This window comes from Massilia timonae CCUG 45783 (genome assembly GCF_000315425.1).
In the GTDB taxonomy this organism is placed as follows: domain Bacteria; phylum Pseudomonadota; class Gammaproteobacteria; order Burkholderiales; family Burkholderiaceae_D; genus Telluria; species Telluria timonae.
This window is the reverse complement of sequence record NZ_JH992927.1, coordinates 50,063-67,243: the sequence shown is the minus strand read 5'-3', so window position 1 is coordinate 67,243 and position 17,181 is coordinate 50,063. Positions and strand designations below refer to the sequence as shown.

The 17,181-nt window shown below is 65.5% G+C and carries 17 protein-coding genes and 1 tRNA gene; 9 read left to right on the top strand and 9 right to left on the bottom strand.

The window, feature by feature from the left end; all coding sequences use genetic code 11:
* Window positions 1-44 precede the first annotated feature (44 nt).
* Window positions 45-959, bottom strand: coding sequence for a YihY/virulence factor BrkB family protein (locus HMPREF9710_RS25605; RefSeq protein WP_005671326.1), 915 nt, complete (start codon window positions 957-959; stop codon window positions 45-47).
* A gap of 131 nt (window positions 960-1,090) precedes the next feature.
* Window positions 1,091-2,119, bottom strand: coding sequence for an OmpA family protein (locus tag HMPREF9710_RS25600; RefSeq protein WP_005671323.1), 1,029 nt, complete (start codon window positions 2,117-2,119; stop codon window positions 1,091-1,093).
* A 522-nt stretch (window positions 2,120-2,641) separates the two neighbouring features.
* Here HMPREF9710_RS25600 and HMPREF9710_RS25595 point away from each other — a divergent pair.
* From HMPREF9710_RS25595 to phbB, 5 genes are all read left to right on the top strand, one after another.
* Window positions 2,642-3,265 carry a winged helix-turn-helix domain-containing protein gene (locus HMPREF9710_RS25595; protein WP_005671321.1) on the top strand — a complete coding sequence of 208 codons (624 nt, stop codon included), beginning with the start codon at window positions 2,642-2,644 and terminating at the stop codon, window positions 3,263-3,265.
* 245 nt (window positions 3,266-3,510) lie between these two features.
* Entirely contained in the window at window positions 3,511-4,257 is a 747-nt protein-coding gene (locus HMPREF9710_RS25590; RefSeq protein WP_005671320.1) for a glutathione peroxidase, read from the top strand.
* 2 nt (window positions 4,258-4,259) lie between these two features.
* The gene (locus HMPREF9710_RS25585) at window positions 4,260-5,147 is read left to right on the top strand and encodes a M90 family metallopeptidase (protein ID WP_005671318.1); all 888 of its coding nucleotides are present in this window, start codon (window positions 4,260-4,262) and stop codon (window positions 5,145-5,147) included.
* Window positions 5,148-5,292: 145 nt separating this feature from the next.
* Window positions 5,293-5,847, top strand: a complete 555-nt coding sequence (locus HMPREF9710_RS25580; RefSeq protein ID WP_005671316.1) for a hypothetical protein — start codon at window positions 5,293-5,295, stop codon at window positions 5,845-5,847.
* A 159-nt stretch (window positions 5,848-6,006) separates the two neighbouring features.
* Window positions 6,007-6,771: an acetoacetyl-CoA reductase gene (gene phbB / locus HMPREF9710_RS25575; RefSeq protein ID WP_005671315.1), complete on the top strand. Its 765-nt coding sequence runs from the start codon at window positions 6,007-6,009 to the stop codon at window positions 6,769-6,771.
* 47 nt (window positions 6,772-6,818) lie between these two features.
* Here the strand turns inward: phbB and HMPREF9710_RS25570 are convergent, their stop codons facing one another.
* Window positions 6,819-7,415: a hypothetical protein gene (locus HMPREF9710_RS25570; RefSeq protein ID WP_005671313.1), complete on the bottom strand. Its 597-nt coding sequence runs from the start codon at window positions 7,413-7,415 to the stop codon at window positions 6,819-6,821.
* 10 nt (window positions 7,416-7,425) lie between these two features.
* On the bottom strand, window positions 7,426-8,322 hold the full coding sequence (locus HMPREF9710_RS25565) for a hypothetical protein (protein ID WP_229409938.1): 897 nt from the start codon (window positions 8,320-8,322) through the stop codon (window positions 7,426-7,428).
* 244 nt (window positions 8,323-8,566) lie between these two features.
* On the opposite strand from HMPREF9710_RS25565, the gene tnpA reads away from it, so the two are divergent.
* The 4 genes from tnpA to HMPREF9710_RS28145 all read left to right on the top strand — a co-directional run bounded on the left by tnpA (window position 8,567) and on the right by HMPREF9710_RS28145 (window position 11,053).
* Window positions 8,567-8,863 carry an IS66 family insertion sequence element accessory protein TnpA gene (gene tnpA / locus HMPREF9710_RS25560; RefSeq protein ID WP_005664128.1) on the top strand — a complete coding sequence of 99 codons (297 nt, stop codon included), beginning with the start codon at window positions 8,567-8,569 and terminating at the stop codon, window positions 8,861-8,863.
* Window positions 8,860-9,201 (top strand): IS66 family insertion sequence element accessory protein TnpB, encoded by a 342-nt coding sequence (gene tnpB / locus HMPREF9710_RS25555; protein ID WP_005664131.1) that lies wholly within the window; start codon window positions 8,860-8,862, stop codon window positions 9,199-9,201. The genes tnpA and tnpB overlap by 4 nt, the downstream gene beginning before the upstream one ends.
* Window positions 9,202-9,258: 57 nt before the next feature.
* A complete protein-coding gene (tnpC, locus tag HMPREF9710_RS25550) occupies window positions 9,259-10,779 on the top strand; it encodes an IS66 family transposase (RefSeq protein WP_005664133.1) in 1,521 nt (506 codons plus the stop codon).
* A gap of 64 nt (window positions 10,780-10,843) precedes the next feature.
* The gene (locus tag HMPREF9710_RS28145) at window positions 10,844-11,053 is read left to right on the top strand and encodes a hypothetical protein (protein ID WP_005671309.1); all 210 of its coding nucleotides are present in this window, start codon (window positions 10,844-10,846) and stop codon (window positions 11,051-11,053) included.
* 630 nt (window positions 11,054-11,683) lie between these two features.
* Here HMPREF9710_RS28145 and HMPREF9710_RS25540 read toward each other — a convergent pair.
* From HMPREF9710_RS25540 to HMPREF9710_RS25520, 5 genes are all read right to left on the bottom strand, one after another.
* Window positions 11,684-11,773, bottom strand: a tRNA-Ser gene (locus HMPREF9710_RS25540).
* Between the two features lie 57 nt (window positions 11,774-11,830).
* Complete coding sequence (locus HMPREF9710_RS25535; RefSeq protein WP_005671307.1) at window positions 11,831-13,891, bottom strand: putative bifunctional diguanylate cyclase/phosphodiesterase; 2,061 nt, start codon at window positions 13,889-13,891, stop codon at window positions 11,831-11,833.
* Complete coding sequence (locus tag HMPREF9710_RS25530) at window positions 13,884-15,059, bottom strand: HDOD domain-containing protein (protein WP_005671305.1); 1,176 nt, start codon at window positions 15,057-15,059, stop codon at window positions 13,884-13,886. The genes HMPREF9710_RS25535 and HMPREF9710_RS25530 overlap by 8 nt, the downstream gene beginning before the upstream one ends.
* 104 nt (window positions 15,060-15,163) lie before the next feature.
* Window positions 15,164-15,775 (bottom strand): response regulator, encoded by a 612-nt coding sequence (locus HMPREF9710_RS25525; RefSeq protein WP_229409937.1) that lies wholly within the window; start codon window positions 15,773-15,775, stop codon window positions 15,164-15,166.
* Between the two features lie 22 nt (window positions 15,776-15,797).
* On the bottom strand, window positions 15,798-17,171 hold the full coding sequence (locus HMPREF9710_RS25520) for a cache domain-containing protein (protein WP_005671301.1): 1,374 nt from the start codon (window positions 17,169-17,171) through the stop codon (window positions 15,798-15,800).
* Window positions 17,172-17,181 lie beyond the last annotated feature (10 nt).

Here is a 17,181-nt window from a genome sequence, read left to right as displayed (position 1 = left end):
GCCGCCGCGCGGGCATGCCGGGCCGGCCGGCCCGGCATGGTTTTTTACGCGGTATTGGCTTTCGGTTCCACGCCCGTCACTTCCTTCGGCTTGTTGTGCAAGCTGCCCATCTGCAGGGCGTACTGGCGCGCGAACTCGGCGCCCAGGAAGAAGATCTGCGCCGAGTAATACACCCACAGCAGCAGCGCGATCAGCGAACCGGCGGCGCCGAAGCTGTCGGTGGTGCCGCTGTTGCCGATGTACAGCCCGATCCCGAACTTACCCAGCGTGAACATCGCCGCCGTGCCGAGCGCGCCGATGGTGACGTCCTTCCACGACAGCCGCACGCGCGGCAGCAGCTTGTAGATCACGCCGAACAGGGTGGCGATGACCAGGAAGCCGATGCCCGAGGCGATCCAGCCCATGATGATGGCGGCTTCCTGCCACACACCGGTGATGAACTTCTCTGCCACCGTGGTGGCGGCGCTGACGACCAGGGACACCATCAGCAGGAAACCCAGCACCAGGACCATGCCGAACGACAGCAGGCGGGTGCGGATCGTGTTCCAGATGCCGGCGTCGGCCGGCGCCGGGAGGCCCCAGATCTCGTCCAGGCTGTCCTTCAGCTCGGAAAACACGGTGGTGGCGCCGACGATCAGCAGCACGGTGGCGACGATCGTGGCGAAGCGGCCCGTCTCCTTGTTCTGGGCGCCGGCCAGGATGGCCTGGATCGTGTCCGCCCCCTGCGCCCCCAGCAGCCCGCGCAGCTCGGCCAGCAACTGGCCTTGCGCGGCTTCCTCGCCATAGAAGAAGCCGGCGACGGCGATCACCAGCACCAGGATCGGCGCCAGCGAAAACAGGGTGTAGAAGGCCAAGGCTGCGCCCTTGCTGGAGGCACGGTGGTCCAGCCATTCCGTTACCGCGCAACGCAGGACTTTCAGAATCTGGTGCGTGTAAGGGAACCATTTCTTAACTGCCATATCCCATCCTCCAAATGAAAAGGGGGCCGAAGCCCCCTGATTCAGCGTCGCCGCGACCACCCGCTTTCCCGGCCGCCGTACGGGACGGCGGGCGGGAAGGCGAGTGCGTCGGGGCGGTGTCGCCTACGGTATTACTGCTGCACTGGCACTTCGACCGTGATCTGGTCGACTTCAACGCGGCGGTTTGGCTCCAGGCAAGCGATCAGCTGAGCGCGGTTCTTCTGGTTGCACTCGACCAGCGGGTTGGCTTCGCCCTTGCCGATGGCGCGCAGGCGGTTGCCGTCGATGCCCTTGCCGACCAGGTATTCACGCACGGCGTTGGCGCGGCGCTCCGACAGCTTCTGGTTGTACGATTCCGAACCCAGGCGGTCGGTGTAGCCGGTGATTTCGACGTTGGTGACCGAGGTGTCGGCTTGCAGGGCAGCGGCGATCTCGTCCAGCTTCGGCGCCGGGGTGATCACTTCAGCCTTGTCGAAGGCGAACAGCTTGGTGGCTTCCAGGGTCACTTTCTGGAAGCGCGGTGCTGGTGGTGGTGGCGGTTCGACTGGCGCCGGTGCTGGAGGCGGAGCCTCGACCACTGGGGCTGGAGCCGGTGCCGGTGGCGCTGGCGGCGGGTTGAACGCGTAGTTCAGGCCGACGGTCAGCATCTTGTTGTTGCTGCGCTTGAAGCCGAATTCTTCGTCATCACGCAGGAAGCCGCGCACGGTGCGCAGGTCGGCTTGCAGCGACCATTGCGGGGTCAGGCTGGCCTGGAAACCGATACCGACGGTAGCGTACGGCGAGTTTTTCTCGACGTTGCGCAGTGGGTTGTTCACCTTGTCACGCTCGGCGCCCAGGCCGAACAGGACGAACGGACGGAAGCGATCGCGGCTCAGCATCAGCAGGGCGTCGACGCCCAGCAGGGTCTGACGATACTCGCTTTGGCCTTGCTCGAAGCGGGTCTGGCTGGCGCCGATCTGGATGTCCCAGTTCTGGTGCACCGCCTTACCGAACTTCAGGCCGCCACCGGTGTCGCGATCGTCCACGCCGAAGTCTGCATCCGGCTTCACGTGGTTGACGCTTGGCTGGATGTACCACGACGGGTTGATCTCTTGGGCGAGGGTGGCGCCGGATGCGCACAGCAGTGCGGCAGCCAGGGCGATCTTCTTGGTATTGTTCACAGGTAACTCCCGTAGGTTAAAGTTGATGACAACGCATACGTCAGCAGCGATGTTGGATAAAGCATAACAGTGCAAGTTCCGTCAGCTCGGTGCGGTAGCGCACCCAACGTGAAAAGGCTGTGCGATTTTACAACAGTAGTAAAAACTCCACATTTCCAAGATGAAACGAACTGTAACGACACTGTCATGTACAGAGCGTACGTGCGGCGCGCGCGCACTGTCATCCGGCTGTCATGCCGACATATTTATATTAGGGGTGTGACATGACGTCCTGACATGCCGCGACGTGCGCGCATGCATGCCAAAAGAGCGCTTGCGGTTTCCGTGCTGGTCCGCGCTGGAAGGGGGCGACAAAAAATGCTTTCAGGAATGTTGTCGAATGTTGGATGGCGCACAGACCATGGTGTCTGATGCAGGCAATCTTGAGTCCAGTTAAGCGGAACCGAGATGTTGTCAGGGTGTCATACGACACACAGCGACCCGGACCACACAGTCTCACTCTCTATATTGGAGCTCATCGATATGCATGCAACGACTCAGCACAACGCGGTCCCAGGCGAAACCGGCGCAGTGCACACTTCCAGCAATTCGGCGCTGATCGAGCGCGTCCCACCACAACCGACCGAGCGCGCCCCGATTTCGCTGGCCCCGATCGAGCGTGTGCGTTCGACCTCGGCCACCCAGCGTCGCATCGAAAACATGCAAAAGCTGATCAACGAGTTGTCGAACCACGAAATGCTGGCCGACGAGATCGCATGGTTCCTCAAATTCTCGCCATCGGGCGCCCGCAAGTACATCCGCGACCTGCGCGAAGCCGGCGTGATCGAACTGGCGCGCTATATCGAAGGCACCGCCACCTACCTGGGCAAGGCCGTGTACCAGATCTCGCCAGATCCGGAGCGCGTCAAGGCCTTCCTGGCCGCCATCTGCCAGCCGAAGCGCGAAGGCGCCGCCCCACGCAAGGAGCGTCCAGGCCTGCGCGAACAGAATATGGCAGGCAGCGGCCGCCATTTCCACATCCTGGCCGATGACACCCACTACGCGATCCGCGTAAACCGCAGCCCGGTCGCCCGCGACCCGCTGGTGGCGGCCCTGTTCGGCCCGGCGCCAGGCCAGAACGCCCCCGCCGCCAAGGAACGCGCCTGAGTGCGCGCCCGGGGCCGCTGCGGTAGAGACCCGCAACGGCTTCGGTTCGACGATCGCTGTCGTCATTTTCGCCGCGCTTCATGCGCGGCTTTGTTTTTTCTGCGCCCGCTTTTCACACGGGCTGCCGCGCAGGGCGATCCTGGTGACCAACTTATTGCAACTCCCGTGTTGAAAACCGGTCAATAATCCTCACTTGTCTGCCATGCCGCCGCTCAGCCGGCAGGATCAACCAGATAGGAGTGACGATGTTACCGAGTGCCGAATCGCTGGAAGGCAAAGCAGTTCCGAACGTGGTCTTCAAGGCCAGGCCCGACGACCAATGGCGTGACCTCAGTTCCGACGAGCTGTTCAAGGGGCGCACGGTCGTCGTGTTTTCCCTGCCGGGCGCCTTCACGCCAACCTGTTCCTCGACCCATTTGCCGCGCTATAACGAACTGGCGCCAGTGCTGCGTTCGCATGGCGTGGACGACATCCTGTGCGTCTCGGTCAACGATGCCTTCGTGATGAACCAGTGGAAGGCTGGCCAGGACGCGGCCAACATCACCGTCATCCCGGATGGCAACGGCGACTTCACCGAAGGCATGGGCATGCTGGTCGACAAGCGCGAACTGGGCTTCGGCCGCCGTTCGTGGCGTTATTCGATGCTGGTGCGCGACGGCGTGATCGACAAAATCTTCATCGAGCCGGAGCGTGACGGCGACCCGTTCGAGGTATCGGACGCCGATACGATGCTGGCCTATCTGGCGCCGGATGCCGAAGTGCCGGAACCGGTCGTCATGTTCTCGCGTCCCGGCTGCCCCCATTGCGCCCGCGCCAAGCAGGCGCTGCGCGACAACGACATCCACTACACCGATATCTCCGAAGACCAGAAGATCAACACCATCGTCCTGCGCGGCGTCACCGGCCGCATGACCTGGCCGCAAGTCTTCGTCGGCGGCGAGCTGATCGGCGGCGCCGACGAGGTGCAGGCCTGGCTGGCCGGCAAGGCTTGACCATGGAAGCCATCGCAGCCGGCGCGCTGGGCCTGGCCGTGCTGGCCGCGTGGCTGTGGCCGAAGTGGCGCCTGCGGCAGGCGCTGGCGCGGCCCTTGCCGGCCTCGCATGCGGCCATCCTGGCGCGTAATCTCGCCCAGTATGGGGCGATGGACGAGGGGCAGCGCCGGCGCCTGCAGCGCATGGTCCAGCAATTTCTCTACGAGAAGAAATTCGTCGGCTGCGCCGGCCTGGACGTCACCGACGAGATGCGGGTGACGATCGCGGGCCAGGCCTGCCTGCTGTTGCTGGGGCGGGTCGGCGATACGGGCAAGCCCGACATCTATCCCACGCTGGACCTGATCCTGGTCTATCCCGGCGCCTTCCTGGTACCGCGCAAGCAGGTCGACGTGTCCGGCGTGGTGACCGAGGAGCGCCAGGACTTGCTGGGCGAATCCTGGGGCGATGGCCGCGTGATCCTGTCCTGGGACCATGTGCGGCGCGCCGGCCATGCCGAATCGGCCGGCCACAACGTCGTGCTGCACGAATTCGCCCACCAGCTCGACAGCGAGTCGGGCAATACGAATGGCGCTCCCTACCTGGGTAGCAGCGAGCGCTACCGCAGCTGGTCCGAAGTGCTGTCGCGCGACTATGCCAACCTGCGCCAGGAGGCGATGTGGGGCACGCAGGGCGTGCTCGACCATTATGGCGCGACCAATCCGGCCGAGTTCTTCGCCGTGGCCACCGAGAGCTTCTTCGAGCAGCCGCACCAGCTGGCGGCGCAGCATCCGGCCCTGTACCAGGAATTCCTCAAGTATTACCGGATCGATCCACGTCAATGGCAGGGCGCTCCGCCGCCGCCGGCGCTGGAACCGCCGAGCTATGGGGTGGTCTATGGGCAGTGGCGCTAGCCGTGGCTGCGGGAGTGCTGTGTCGGTGGCAATGAGCAGCGTGCGATCGCGTACAGATCGGCGGGCGCGGCCCGCGTACGCTTGAGCTACCGTATTTGCCACTTGTTTGCCACTTATTTGCCACGTTAATGGGGAGGAGTCGCCGATGTCCACCATCATCGCAGGACGTTTCCAGCTTCAGGACGAGGTCGACCGTGCGCGCGACGCCCTGGTCGACGCCGGATTCGATGCCGACCGCATCAGCGGGTTCTACCTGACCCAGCCTGGCCAGCACGATATGACCCCGATCGGCGGCGACCACATCCAGTCGCCCGGCGCCAAGGAAGCGCCCGAGGGCGTGGTGAAGGGCGTGGCCACCGGCGGCGCCGTCGGTGTGGCCGTGGGCGCCGCCACCTCGCCCGTCACCGGGCCGCTGGGTCCGGTCGTCGGCGGGCTGGTCGGCGGCCACGTCGGCTCGCTGTTCAGCTTCAGCAAGATGAAAGAACGGGGCGAACCCGAAGAGGGCGGCGAGAACGCCGTGCCGCCGCGTCCGGCGGGCATGCTGGTGGCGGTCGCCTTCGACGATGCCACGCTGCAGGCACGCGCCGTCGACTTGCTGCGCCAGCTTGGCGCCCACCACATCGAGCGCGCCCAGGGCAATATCGTCGGCGGCGATTGGGCCGATTTCGATCCCAGCAGCAGGCCCGACGTCATCGCCTGAACCTTTGCGGAACGGCGCACGGCATTTGCCGTGCTGGTCGTTGCGCAGGGGCTTTGCCCCATTCACACTTGATCCTAATCAACAACCTACTGTTGTCATATCCCTACACTCGGATGCTCGCAGTCGCGCCATCGGCGCCAACGAGAACAGGAGGACGACATGGCAGGAGACACGGTAGGACATGACAAGCGGGTAGCCCTGGTGACGGGGGCGATGGGCGGGCTGGGCACGGCGCTGTGCCGGCGCCTGCATGCGGATGGCTTCCTGGTGGCGGCGACCCATTCGCCGCAGAACGCGCGCCGCGACGCCTGGCTGGCCGGCCAGGAAGCGGACGGCGTCAAGGTGCGGGCCTATGAGCTCGATGTCTCCAACGGCAATGCCTGCGAGAACGTCGTGCACCGGGTGCTGGGCGACCTCGGCCGCATCGACGTCCTGGTGAACAACGCCGGTATCACGCGCGACCGCAGCATGCGCAAGATGAGCCAGGAAGACTGGCATACGGTGATGGGCACCAATCTCGACAGCGTGTTCAATATGACCCGGCCGGTGCTCGAGGCGATGATCGCGAAGCGCTGGGGGCGCATCATCAATATCTCTTCGGTCAATGGCCAGCAAGGTGCTTTCGGCCAGGCCAATTACGCCGCGGCCAAGGCTGGCATGCATGGCTTCACCAAGTCACTGGCGCTGGAAATGGCGCGCCACGGCATCACGGTCAACACGGTCTCGCCCGGCTACCTGGACACCGCCATGGTCGAGAAAGTGCCGCAGGATGTGCTGCGCGAGCGCATCCTGCCGCAGATTCCCGTCGGCAGGCTCGGCAAGCCGGCGGAAGTGGCGGGGCTGGTGGCCTATCTGGCGTCGGACCTGGCGGGGTATCTGACCGGCGCCAATATTGCCATCAATGGCGGGCAGCATATGTATTGAAGTCAGGGTGGCCGCTCGTGGCGGCCACCTTGGCCGGCTGCCGCGGATCAGGCCGCGGCCGTCGGCGGCGTGAGCGCATCGAGGGTGGTGCTGTGCAGCTGGATTTTCTCGAGGGCCAGCACGATCGGCGTCGGCTGGCCGGCGGCGACGGCGCCGGCCAGCGACAGCAGGCCGCCGACGAGGCCGGTGACTTCGCCGATCACGCCGATGCGCCGGATCTTTTCGGCGGCCGCGGCGGTGAGGGCATTGAGCCGGCTTTGGGGCTGGTCCAGGCCCTGGATGACGAAGGCGGCGGCGTCGGCATACAAGGTGTTGGCGCGCTGGCGCAGCACCATTTCATCGTCCAATAAGCGGCGCATGGCGTCCTGCACCGGGGCGGGAACGCCGCGGTCGTCGTAGCTGCGGATTTCGCGCAGGATGCGTTCGTGCAGGTGGTCGGCGATGGTCGACAGGCCATCGGCCAGTTCGACCACCTGCTGCATGCTGGACAGGCCGCCGCCGGCACCGGGGGCAGTCTTGACGGCGGCGTCCCTGGCCTTGGCGGGTGGGGCGGCCTGGGCGCTTGCGGCCTGAGGTGGCATCGCGCCGTCCTGCGCGGCGCCCGCAGCCGACGGGCTGGTCTTGTCGTGTGATGGATCCTGCATGACGTCCTCCTCAATCCCCGTTCAGCCCGTCGCGGATCGCGCGCAGGTCGCGCGCATAGTTGGCGAGCATGCGCCGCGTCTCGTCGCCCGTCAGCCTGTTCATGTTCTCGCGCATCTTCTGGTGGCCGAGCGCCACCTTGGTGAGTCCCTGCAGCGCCAGTTCATAGCGGCGGTCGATCAGCTTGTACTCGGTGGACTTGTTCAGGTAATGCACCTTGGCCAAGGTGACGAGCATGCGATCGGTATTCCGGTTCGAAAACGGCAGCTCCACATCGAAGATGCCGAGCACGGTCTTCTTTTCATTCTCGTTGGTCTTGTAATAGAGGCGGGTGAGCGAGATCATGGCATCGAGCAGCACCTGCACATCCGCATCGCCGTCGCGCACCATGGTCTCGACGCTGCGGTTCTGGTAACCCGAGGCGATCACGCGCGTGAGCAACCGGGTCATCCCCGTGTACGCCGCCACATGCCGCTGCTGCAAGCCGGATTCGGCATTCGCCTTCAGCCCATTGCCCAGGTCATCGATCCGCTCCGACAAGTCGTAGCGCCCTTCGCCCGCGAGCAGGCTGAGCGTTTGCATGTACAGGACCAGCGTCTTCTGGATGGCGACGAAGTCGTCATAGACGGCGCGCCGCCGCACATCGTTCTCGCGCGCGATGCGTTCGGCCTGCGGCGACAGATAGGGCTGCTCGCGCTCGTAGGTATCGCGATACCGCCGCGACAATTCCGCATATCCACCCAGCTTGGCCGAGGCGTCCGCGAATTCGCGCACCTCCTGCAAGCTGACCGACCCATGCGAAGCGCAGCCACCGAGCAGCACGCCAAGCCCCAACACCAGCCCCACCGCAAGTCGACGCAGCATCGCGCATCCTCCCCGCCCGCCAGCCCGAAAACCCCATTCTTCCAAACCCGCACCTTCTCACCTTGCCAATTATCAATTCCCCCTCGTAATCCCACCATCACCGCGCACAATGAGGGTCAGATACCGTCTTGGATTGCAAGGTTTTTGTGAAGGTAATTGGCGTCAAATGGCTTGCCGGTTCGAACGACGCCGTAGATCAGATGCGCTAGCTTAGTAAGCGTGCAGCCCAACCACCTGTAATGTCGCCGCGATGACATGCAGACTCGAGGTTTTCTACTTCGAGGATCCCATGACCCGTCAACGCATTTCCGCATCGACCTGGCATGAGCATGTCGCGCATTGGCGCAGCAGCGGACTGCCTGTCCAAGCCTATGCCCACGAGCATAATATCGGCGTGGAGCGCCTCAGATACTGGGTGCGCCGCATCGAGCGCATGGCCAGTGGCACCCAGCTGCTGCCGGTGCGCATTGGCTCTCCAGGCTCTTCGACTCCCCTGGAACTGCGCAGCGCCTCGGGCTGGAGCCTGCGCATGGATGGCGGCGTCGATGCCGCCTGGCTGGCCAGACTACTGCAGGAGTTGCGGTGAAACTGCTGCCCGAATCGATCTGGCTGGCTGTCGAGCCAGTCGACATGCGCACCGGCATCGACGGACTGTCGCTGCACGTGCAGCAGGCCTTGGGCCGCGCGCCCTGCGATGGGACAGCCTACGTGTTCAGCAACCGGCGCCGCACGCGGATCAAGGTGGTGAGCTGGGATGGCACTGGCGTGTGGATGTGCCTGCGCCGTCTGCATCGGGGCCAGTTCGTCTGGCCGCAGCCGGGCGAGAGTTGCTGGCAGCTCAGTGCCGAGCAGTGGCAGTGGCTGGTGATGGGCGTGGACTGGCAGCGCCTGTCGGCCCAGGCGCCGGCACAGTGGCGGCTATAGATGCCGACGTAAACTGTTTCGCTTGTAAACGTCGGACCGGTTCGCTACACTTTCACCATGAACCTGCTCGATCAACTTGCCCAGACCGATATCGCCCCAGCCATGCTGGCGCAGGTTCGGGCGCTGTTCGAGCAACAGCAGGCGCAGCTGGCCGAGAAGGACTTCAAGATCACGGCATTGACACACGAACTGGCCTACCTGAAGCGCATCCGCTATGGCAAGGCCAGCGAAGTGCTCACCGGCGAGCAGCGTTCGCTGTTCGAGGAAGCGGTCGACATGGACCTGGCCGCCATCGAGCAGGAGCTGGAGAATCAAGCCAGCGTCAAACCTGCGCGCAAGCGCGCCGGTCGTCAGGCACTGCCACCGGAACTGCCACGCATCGAGCACCGCCACGAGCCCGAGTCGTGCGCTTGCGGTCAGTGCGGCGCCAACCTGGTCAAGATTGGCGAGGACGTCAGTGAGCAGCTCGACGTGGAACCGGCGCGCTTCTTCGTGCACCGCCACATTCGCCCGCAATATGCTTGTCGCGCCTGCGAGACCGTGACGGCGGCGCCGGTGCCGCCAGCGGTGATCGACGGTGGCCTGGCCGCACCCGGCCTGCTGGCATGGGTTGCCGCCAGCAAGTACCTCGATCACCTGCCGCTGTACCGGATCGAGCAGATCGCCGCGCGCCAGGGCGTGCCGCTGGCGCGCTCGACACTGGCGCAGTGGATCGGGCGGATTGGCGTGGCCCTGCAGCCACTGGCCGAACGCCTGAGCGAGCTTCTGCGCCAGCGCAGCTGCCTGCATGCCGACGAAACGCCGGTGCGCCAGCTCGATCCTGGCAGCGGCAAGACCCGCCAAGCCTATTTATGGGCCTACCGCTCCGGCACTTGGGAGGATGGGCCACCGATCGTCGTCTTCGATTACCAGGAAAGCCGGGCCGGCAAGCACGCCCGCGATTTCCTTCAGGACTGGCGCGGCCACCTGATGGTGGACGACTACGCCGGCTACAAAGCCCTGTTTGCCAATGGGCCGACCGAACTGGCGTGCCTGGCGCACATCCGTCGCAAATTCTTCGACCTGCACGCTGCCAGCAGCAGTCCTGTCGCCGACGAGGCGCTGCGCCGCATTGCGCAGTTGTACGCCATCGAGCAGGACGGCGCAGACACAACGCCGTCCGAACGGCTGGATCTGCGCCAGGCGCGCGCCGTGCCGGCGCTGGCCGATCTGCACGCCTGGCTGCTGTCGATGCAGCGCACCGTCGCCATCGGAAGTGGTACGGGCAAGGCCATCGAACACTCCCTCAAGCGCTGGAATGCCCTAGTGCGCTATGCCGATTCCGGCATCCTTCCGATCGACAACAACCCGGTCGAGAACGCGATCCGTCCCATCGCCATCGGTAAAAAGAACTGGCTGTTTGCCGGCTCTGAACGCGCCGGCCGCCGCGCCGCCGTCATCCAGAGCCTGTTTGCCACTGCCAAACTCAACGGCCTGGACCCGGCACGCTGGCTCGCTGAGACACTTGAGAAACTGCCTACCTGCCCGAACAGCCGAATCGACTCGCTGCTGCCATTTTCGGACTCTACGCTGGCTTGATTCCGCTGTGAAGGTGGAGCGGTTGGACGCTTACTCGCTGATGAAGTACGTGTTCGACTAATACGTGCGGGATATCCTGCCGAAAAAGAAGCCGTCGACGCCGCGCGAGAACATGCTCTGCCTGTCGAAGCTGCGGCCGGTGTTCGACACCGCGCCGATCGATGCAATCCTGCCGCAGCACATCGCGCGCTACCGCGACGCGCGGTCGGCGCCGGTGCGCGCGAACCGCGAGATCGCCCGTCTCTCCCACGTCTTTAACATGGCGCGCGAGTAGGGCTTTACCCAAAAAGACAATCCGTGCCGCGGCGTGCGGAAGAACAACAAGGCGCCGCGCGACGCCGAGGCCGACGTCTGGGATGCCGTGCAGGCGCCGGCAGCCAGCCGCTGCGCGACACGATGGACCTGGCCTACCGTTCCGGCCAGCCACCGGCGGACGTCCTGAAGATGCGCCAGGTCGACATCAAGAACGACGAGCTCCACGTGCTCCAGAACAAGACGCGCCATGCGTTGCGGATTTGGCTGCACGTCGACCGCGCGCCCACCCACCCGGGGGCGCGACGCCGCGCGTGCTGCGACTGCAGCCCTGCCGGAGAAAGAGCGCAACAAAGACTTGGCGCGCCGGACCAAAGCCTCCCAGTTCCGCGATATCCGGCCGAAAGCCACCAGCGAAATTGCAAGCCTGGACGATGCTAGCAAGCTGCTCGGCCGCACGGACAAACAGACCATACAGAAGGTCTACAGGCGGGTCGGCGAGGTCGTCAGGCCGACGAGGTAAGGCGGGAGTTGCGGAGATCGTCTCCGCAACTTGTAAAATGATGGCTCCAGATCATTAAATCCACAGCGAGGAAATGATTAGTCTGAAAACAAAAAAGCCGTCGAAAATCAACGGCTTGATCATGAAAATTGGCGGAAGCGGTGAGATTCGAACTCACGAACGGTTTCACCCGTCGGCAGTTTTCAAGACTGCTGCCTTCAACCACTCGGCCACGCTTCCCTAGGGAACCGGCATTATACATAAATCATCAGAGGCGGTGAGGCTGTTCACCAAGGTTCACGCGATCAACAACCAGTTATCCCGCAAACACCTCTCAAAGTCGTAAGCCGGCAACGGCGCCGCATACAGATACCCCTGCACCTCATCGCACCCCGCCTCGCGCAGGAATTCCAGCTGATCCAGCGTCTCCACCCCTTCCGCGATCACGCGCAGGCAGAGCTGCCGCGCCATGCTGACAATCGTCCCCGCGATCGCGCAATCGCTCGCATCCCGCGGAATCCCGGTCGTGAACGAGCGGTCGATCTTGAGGGTCTGGATCGGGAAGCGCTTCAGATACGACAAGCTCGAATACCCGGTCCCGAAATCATCCAGCGACAACGACACCCCCAGCGCCGTGATCCGGTCCATGATGGCCGTCACGCGCTCGAAGTCGTGCATCAGCGTGCTCTCGGTGATCTCCAGCTCCAGCCACGACGCATCGAGCTGGTAGCGCCGCAAGGTATCGGCCACCCGCGATGGCAGCGACGGCGTGAACTCCCGCGCCGACACGTTCACCGCCAGCCTGAACGGCGCGATCCCCGAGCGCTGCCAGATCGCCGCCTGCGCGCAGGCCTGCTCCAGCACCCACTCGCCCACCTGCACGATCAGGCCCGTGGTCTCGGCCAGCGGGATGAATTCCGACGGCGGCACGATGCCGCGCTGCGGATGCACCCAGCGCACCAGGGCCTCGGCGCCGACGATGCGCCCGCTGGCGATTTCGAACTTGGGCTGGTAATACAGGATCAATTCACCGTTGCCCAGCGCATGGCGCAGGCCCGATTCGATGCGCATGCGCTCCTGCATGCCCTTGTTCATGTCCTGGCTGTAGAACGCCACGCTGCGGTCCGGATTCGCTTCCGCCCTCTTCGCGCGCTCCATCGCGATATCGGCCAGTCCGAGCAGGGTCTCGGCATCGTTGCCGTCCTGCGGGTACACGCTGATGCCGATGCTGGCGCCCACGCGCAGGTCGTGCCCGGCGATGAAGAAAGGCGCATCGAGCGAAGCCTGCAGCTTTTGCGCTACCGTGGTCGCCTCGAAGTGCTGGCGGATGTCCGACAGTCCCACGGCGAATTCATCGCCCGAGAGGCGCGCCACCACGTCTTCGTCGCGCAGGGCGTCCTTGAAGCGCTGCGCCACCTGGCGCAGCAGCTCGTCGCCGATGCGGCGCCCGAGCGTGTCGTTGATGCGCTTGAAGCGGTTCAGGTCCACGAACAGCACGCTGCCCGCCGTCTCGTTGCGCTGCGACACCGCCAGCGCCTGGTCGACCAGGCGCGCGAACAGCGTGCGGTTGGGCAGGCCGGTCAGCTCGTCGTAATAGGCCAGGTGGTGCAGCTGTTCCTCGGCCTGCTTGCGCTCGGTGATGTCGGTGAGATAGGCGATCAGGCCCGTCGGCCGGTCGGCCAGGTCGCGCAGCGGCGACAGCGACAGGCTGGCCCAGAACACCTCGCCCGATTTTTTCCGGCGCCGCACTTCCATCATGCGTCCGCCCTGCTCCGCGAACAGGTCGGGTTGCATGTCGTTGCCGTCGCCGCCGTCGTCCTCGTCGGCATACAAGAACAGGATGTTGCGCCCGATCGCTTCCAGCGCGGTGTAGCCGAACAGCTGCTCGGCGCCGCGGTTCCAGCTGGTGATGTAGCCCATCTGGTCCATCGTCAGCACCGATTCGTGGATCTGGTCGAGGATCTGCGACTGGTGCGCCAGCTGCGCTTCCATCTGCGCATAGGCGTGGGTGGAGCGCTGCGCCAGCGCGTGCATCTGCATCAGGCTCGCCGTCAGGTGCGACAGCGCCACCAGCTTGCGCTCGGTCTCGGGACAATAACCTTCGCCGCCGCTCACTTCGTACCAGCCGAACTGCTCGATGCCGGCCGCCACCGCGTGGCGCAGGATGCGCGCGCCCGCGTCGTTCGGGTCGATCAGGCCGGCGCCCGGCACGAAACGCCCCTCCGGACTGCCCGTCAGCAGCGCCGCCAGGCGTCCCAGCTCCAGGTGCAGAGCCTCCCCGCGCAGGCGGAGGATGGCGTCGCAGACGGCGGTCGTGCCGCCGACGAAGTCGAAGTCCAGTTCGCGCAGGTCAGACATTCCGGCCCACCTGGATCGCCCAGTGATAGGCGTGCAGCTGGCTGTTCCACCAGGCCGCGGGGCTCACGCCCGCCGCCTCCAGCGCGCTTTCAGTCGGATGCGCCTCGGTCAGCCGCAGCCACGCGCCCAGCCGGCCACGCCGTTCGACCAGGGCGGCGGCGACGTGCTCCGGCAGGTACAGCTCGTCCGCGATCGCCGCCATCGGCATGTGCAGCAGGCGGTCGAGCAGCGAGAACACGCCGGTCATGAAGGCCAGGTCTTGCGCGTCGCGCTCGCCCCCCGCCTGGCGGCTCAAGGATTCCAGTTGCGCGCCGCGGCGCGCCGCCAGCGGCAGCAGCAGGTTCGGCAAGCCGTCCGGCTGCTGGCGCGCGTACAGCAGCAGTTGCAGCCAGCGCTGCAGCTGGCGCCGGCCGAGCACCGTGATCGCCTGGGCGAAGCTCGTGACCTGGGTGCTCACCGCGAAGGCGGCCGAGTTCACCAGCTTGAGCAAGTGGTAGGCGAGCGCCGGGTCTTGCCGGATCTGGTCTTCGAGCTCGCGCGAGTCGGCGTCCCGCGCCAACAGGCCCAGCAAGGTCAATATGCGGCGGCGCGAGCTGCCGTCGTCGTCCGGCGCCGGCGCGGCATCCGGGTCCAGGGAATAATCGCCGCTGAACCAGTCGAAGCCCGCGTTCTCGCAGTCGGAAAAGCGGCGCGCGTCATCGACGCCGTGCGCCAGGTGCGGTCCGAACAACGAGACCAGGCGGCCCGGCGCCAGCGCGGCATCGTGATGCGCGCGGCAGTCGCGCGCCGCGGAGCGCAGCGCCGCCGGCGCCTTGGCGCCTTCCGGGACATCGCCGTCGAGCCAGATGCGGTAGCCACCGGCGTGCAGCTCGGCCAGCTGGCGCGCGGCGCCGCCGGACGCCAGCGCTTCGGACTTGATCACCAGGCCGATGCGATTGGGCGGCAGCAGCGTCAGCACCGGCACCGTCAGGGCCTCCGGGCCATCCAGGTGCAGCAGGCAGTCGAGCGGCGCGATCGCCGTGAGCAGGTCGGCGCCGGCGAATACCGCTTGCAGCCGTTGCGGCAGGTCGGCCCCAGGCGCCAGCCGCAAGCTCAGCGCCACCCATTCGTTCTGGGCATTGGCGACCGGATCGATTGCTACCAGCGGAAAATGTCCCTGCTCGGCCATATGATATTTCTCAATATTATTCAGGCAATCTTATTGCACCGAATACTATAAAGCAACCGTAATGTTTCCCGGTGGATATCGAGAAAATACTCTCGGTTACCCGATCAGTTGCTGCCGGCGCGCTGGACCGCAAAACGGATCAGTTCCGCCTGCCCTTCGATGCCGAGTTTGCGCTTGATGTTCAGGCGGTGGGTCTCCACCGTGCGCACGGACAGATCGAGGTCGCGCGCGATCTGCTTGTTCGACTGGCCGGCCGCGATATGCTTGAGCACTTCCTGTTCGCGCGCCGTCAGCTGGTCGCCCGGCGTGGCCGGATTGGCCAGCTGGCGCGCCAGCGCGGCGCTGTAGTAGATGCCGCCGCCCATCACGGTTTCGATGGCCAGCACGATGTCCTTGCCCGGCGCGTCCTTCAGCACGTAGCCGCGCGCGCCCGCCGCCATGGCCTGGCTCACGTATTCGGGTTTGTCGTGCATCGACAACATGAGCACCGCGATGCCGGGATAGCGCGCGGTGAGCTGGTAGGTCGCCTCGATGCCGCTCCCGCCGCGCATGTTCACGTCCATCAGCACCAGGTCGGGGTGGAATTCGCCGGCGCGCGCCAGGGCTTCCTCGCCCGAGCCGGCTTCGGCCACCACCGCCAGACGCGGCGCCGACTCGAGCCGCGCGCGCAGGCCGTCGCGCACCAGCGGGTGATCGTCGACCAACAGGATTTTCACCTCATTTACTTCATCGTTTACTTCACCAGTCACTGCCTTGCTCCTTCAAATCGATGCTGGCCACCACCCGGGTGCCGGTGGAGGACGACACGATCTCGAACCGGCCGCCGATCGCCTCCATGCGCTCCATCATATTCCTTAGCCCGATGCCGCGCTTGGGATGCACGGCCACGCCGTCGGTATCGAAGCCCACGCCATCGTCGGCGATGCTCAGGCTCACCAGGTCGCCCACGCGTTCGAGCACCATGTCGATATGCCGCGCCTGGGCGTGGCGCTCGACGTTGGTCAGCGCTTCCTGGGCGATCCTGAACAACACCGTGCCCACGATCTCGGGGAGCGCGTCCACCGCGCCGGCCGCGCGAAAGCGCACCGGCGCGCCCGCGTGCTCGCCGAATTCGCTCGCCAGGTGGTCCAGCGCCGGCGCCAGGCCCATATCGTCCAGCAGGGTCGGCCGCAGGTCGTGCGAGATGCGGCGCACCTCGCCCAGCAGCGTTTTTACCTGCTCGACGGTGCGCTCGAGACCCGCGCGCCCCTGCTCGCGGCGCGCCTCGTCGCCGTCGATGCGGATGATGCCGGCTTCCAGCTGCAGCTTGACCGAGACCAGGGCCTGGCTGATCCCGTCGTGCAGGTCGCGCGACAGGCGCGCCCGTTCTTCTTCCTGCGATTCCACCACGCGCTGGGCCAGCGCCTTCAGTTTGGCGTCGGCCACGCGCCCCTCGCTGATGTTCAGGGCCAGACCGCCGCCGGCCACGCCCACCGCCGCCACCGTGGCCAGCACCGCCATCCACAACAGCGTCTCTTCGATATTGCGCGACTGCTGGGCGTCGACCAGCGCCAGCGCCGATTCGACGTCGTCGAGATAGATCCCGGTGCCCATCACCCAGTTCCAGTGCGCGACCGGCACCACGTAGCCCAGCTTGGGCGCCGGCCGGTTGCTCGAGGGCTTGGCCCAGGTATAGCGCAGGAAGCCGCCGCCCTCGCCGGCCAGCGCGATCAGGCGCTGGATGGTCGGCGCGCCGGTCGAGTCGCGCCAGTCCCACATATCGGTGCCGACCAGCTCCGGCTGGCGCGGGTGCATCAGGTTGTTGCCCCGGGTGTCGTAGACGAAGAAGTAGCCGTCCTCGCCGTAGCTCAGGCTCGACAGGATGCGGATCGCTTCGCGCTGGGTGGCCGGGCCGCTGTCCCCGGTGCGTGTGAGGTGGGCGATCGAGCGCGTCGCCAGCTCGACGTAGTGGCGCAGCTCGGCCTCCTTGCTCGCCAGGTAGGCGTGCTGGATGGTGGCGCGCTGCTCGGCCGCCAGGGTCACGCCCTGCTGGCGCACGTAGAGCGCGATCGCGCACAGCGCCACCACCAGTGGCACGACGGCCAGCACGATCACTTTTTGCCTCAGCCGCATAGGCTTGTTC

What these genes read in the sequence shown, in the direction of transcription:
- tnpC (WP_005664133.1), top strand. Translation starts at nt 9,259, where the DNA reads ATGAACCTGCTCGATCAACTTGCCCAGACCGATATCGCCCCAGCCATG.
- HMPREF9710_RS25530 (WP_005671305.1), bottom strand. Translation starts at nt 15,059, where the DNA reads ATGGCCGAGCAGGGACATTTTCCGCTGGTAGCAATCGATCCGGTCGCC.
- HMPREF9710_RS25605 (WP_005671326.1), bottom strand. Translation starts at nt 959, where the DNA reads ATGGCAGTTAAGAAATGGTTCCCTTACACGCACCAGATTCTGAAAGTC.
- tnpA (WP_005664128.1), top strand. Translation starts at nt 8,567, where the DNA reads ATGACCCGTCAACGCATTTCCGCATCGACCTGGCATGAGCATGTCGCG.
- HMPREF9710_RS25595 (WP_005671321.1), top strand. Translation starts at nt 2,642, where the DNA reads ATGCATGCAACGACTCAGCACAACGCGGTCCCAGGCGAAACCGGCGCA.
- HMPREF9710_RS25570 (WP_005671313.1), bottom strand. Translation starts at nt 7,415, where the DNA reads ATGCAGGATCCATCACACGACAAGACCAGCCCGTCGGCTGCGGGCGCC.
- HMPREF9710_RS25535 (WP_005671307.1), bottom strand. Translation starts at nt 13,891, where the DNA reads ATGTCTGACCTGCGCGAACTGGACTTCGACTTCGTCGGCGGCACGACC.
- phbB (WP_005671315.1), top strand. Translation starts at nt 6,007, where the DNA reads ATGGCAGGAGACACGGTAGGACATGACAAGCGGGTAGCCCTGGTGACG.
- HMPREF9710_RS25590 (WP_005671320.1), top strand. Translation starts at nt 3,511, where the DNA reads ATGTTACCGAGTGCCGAATCGCTGGAAGGCAAAGCAGTTCCGAACGTG.
- HMPREF9710_RS25520 (WP_005671301.1), bottom strand. Translation starts at nt 17,171, where the DNA reads ATGCGGCTGAGGCAAAAAGTGATCGTGCTGGCCGTCGTGCCACTGGTG.
- HMPREF9710_RS25580 (WP_005671316.1), top strand. Translation starts at nt 5,293, where the DNA reads ATGTCCACCATCATCGCAGGACGTTTCCAGCTTCAGGACGAGGTCGAC.
- HMPREF9710_RS25585 (WP_005671318.1), top strand. Translation starts at nt 4,260, where the DNA reads ATGGAAGCCATCGCAGCCGGCGCGCTGGGCCTGGCCGTGCTGGCCGCG.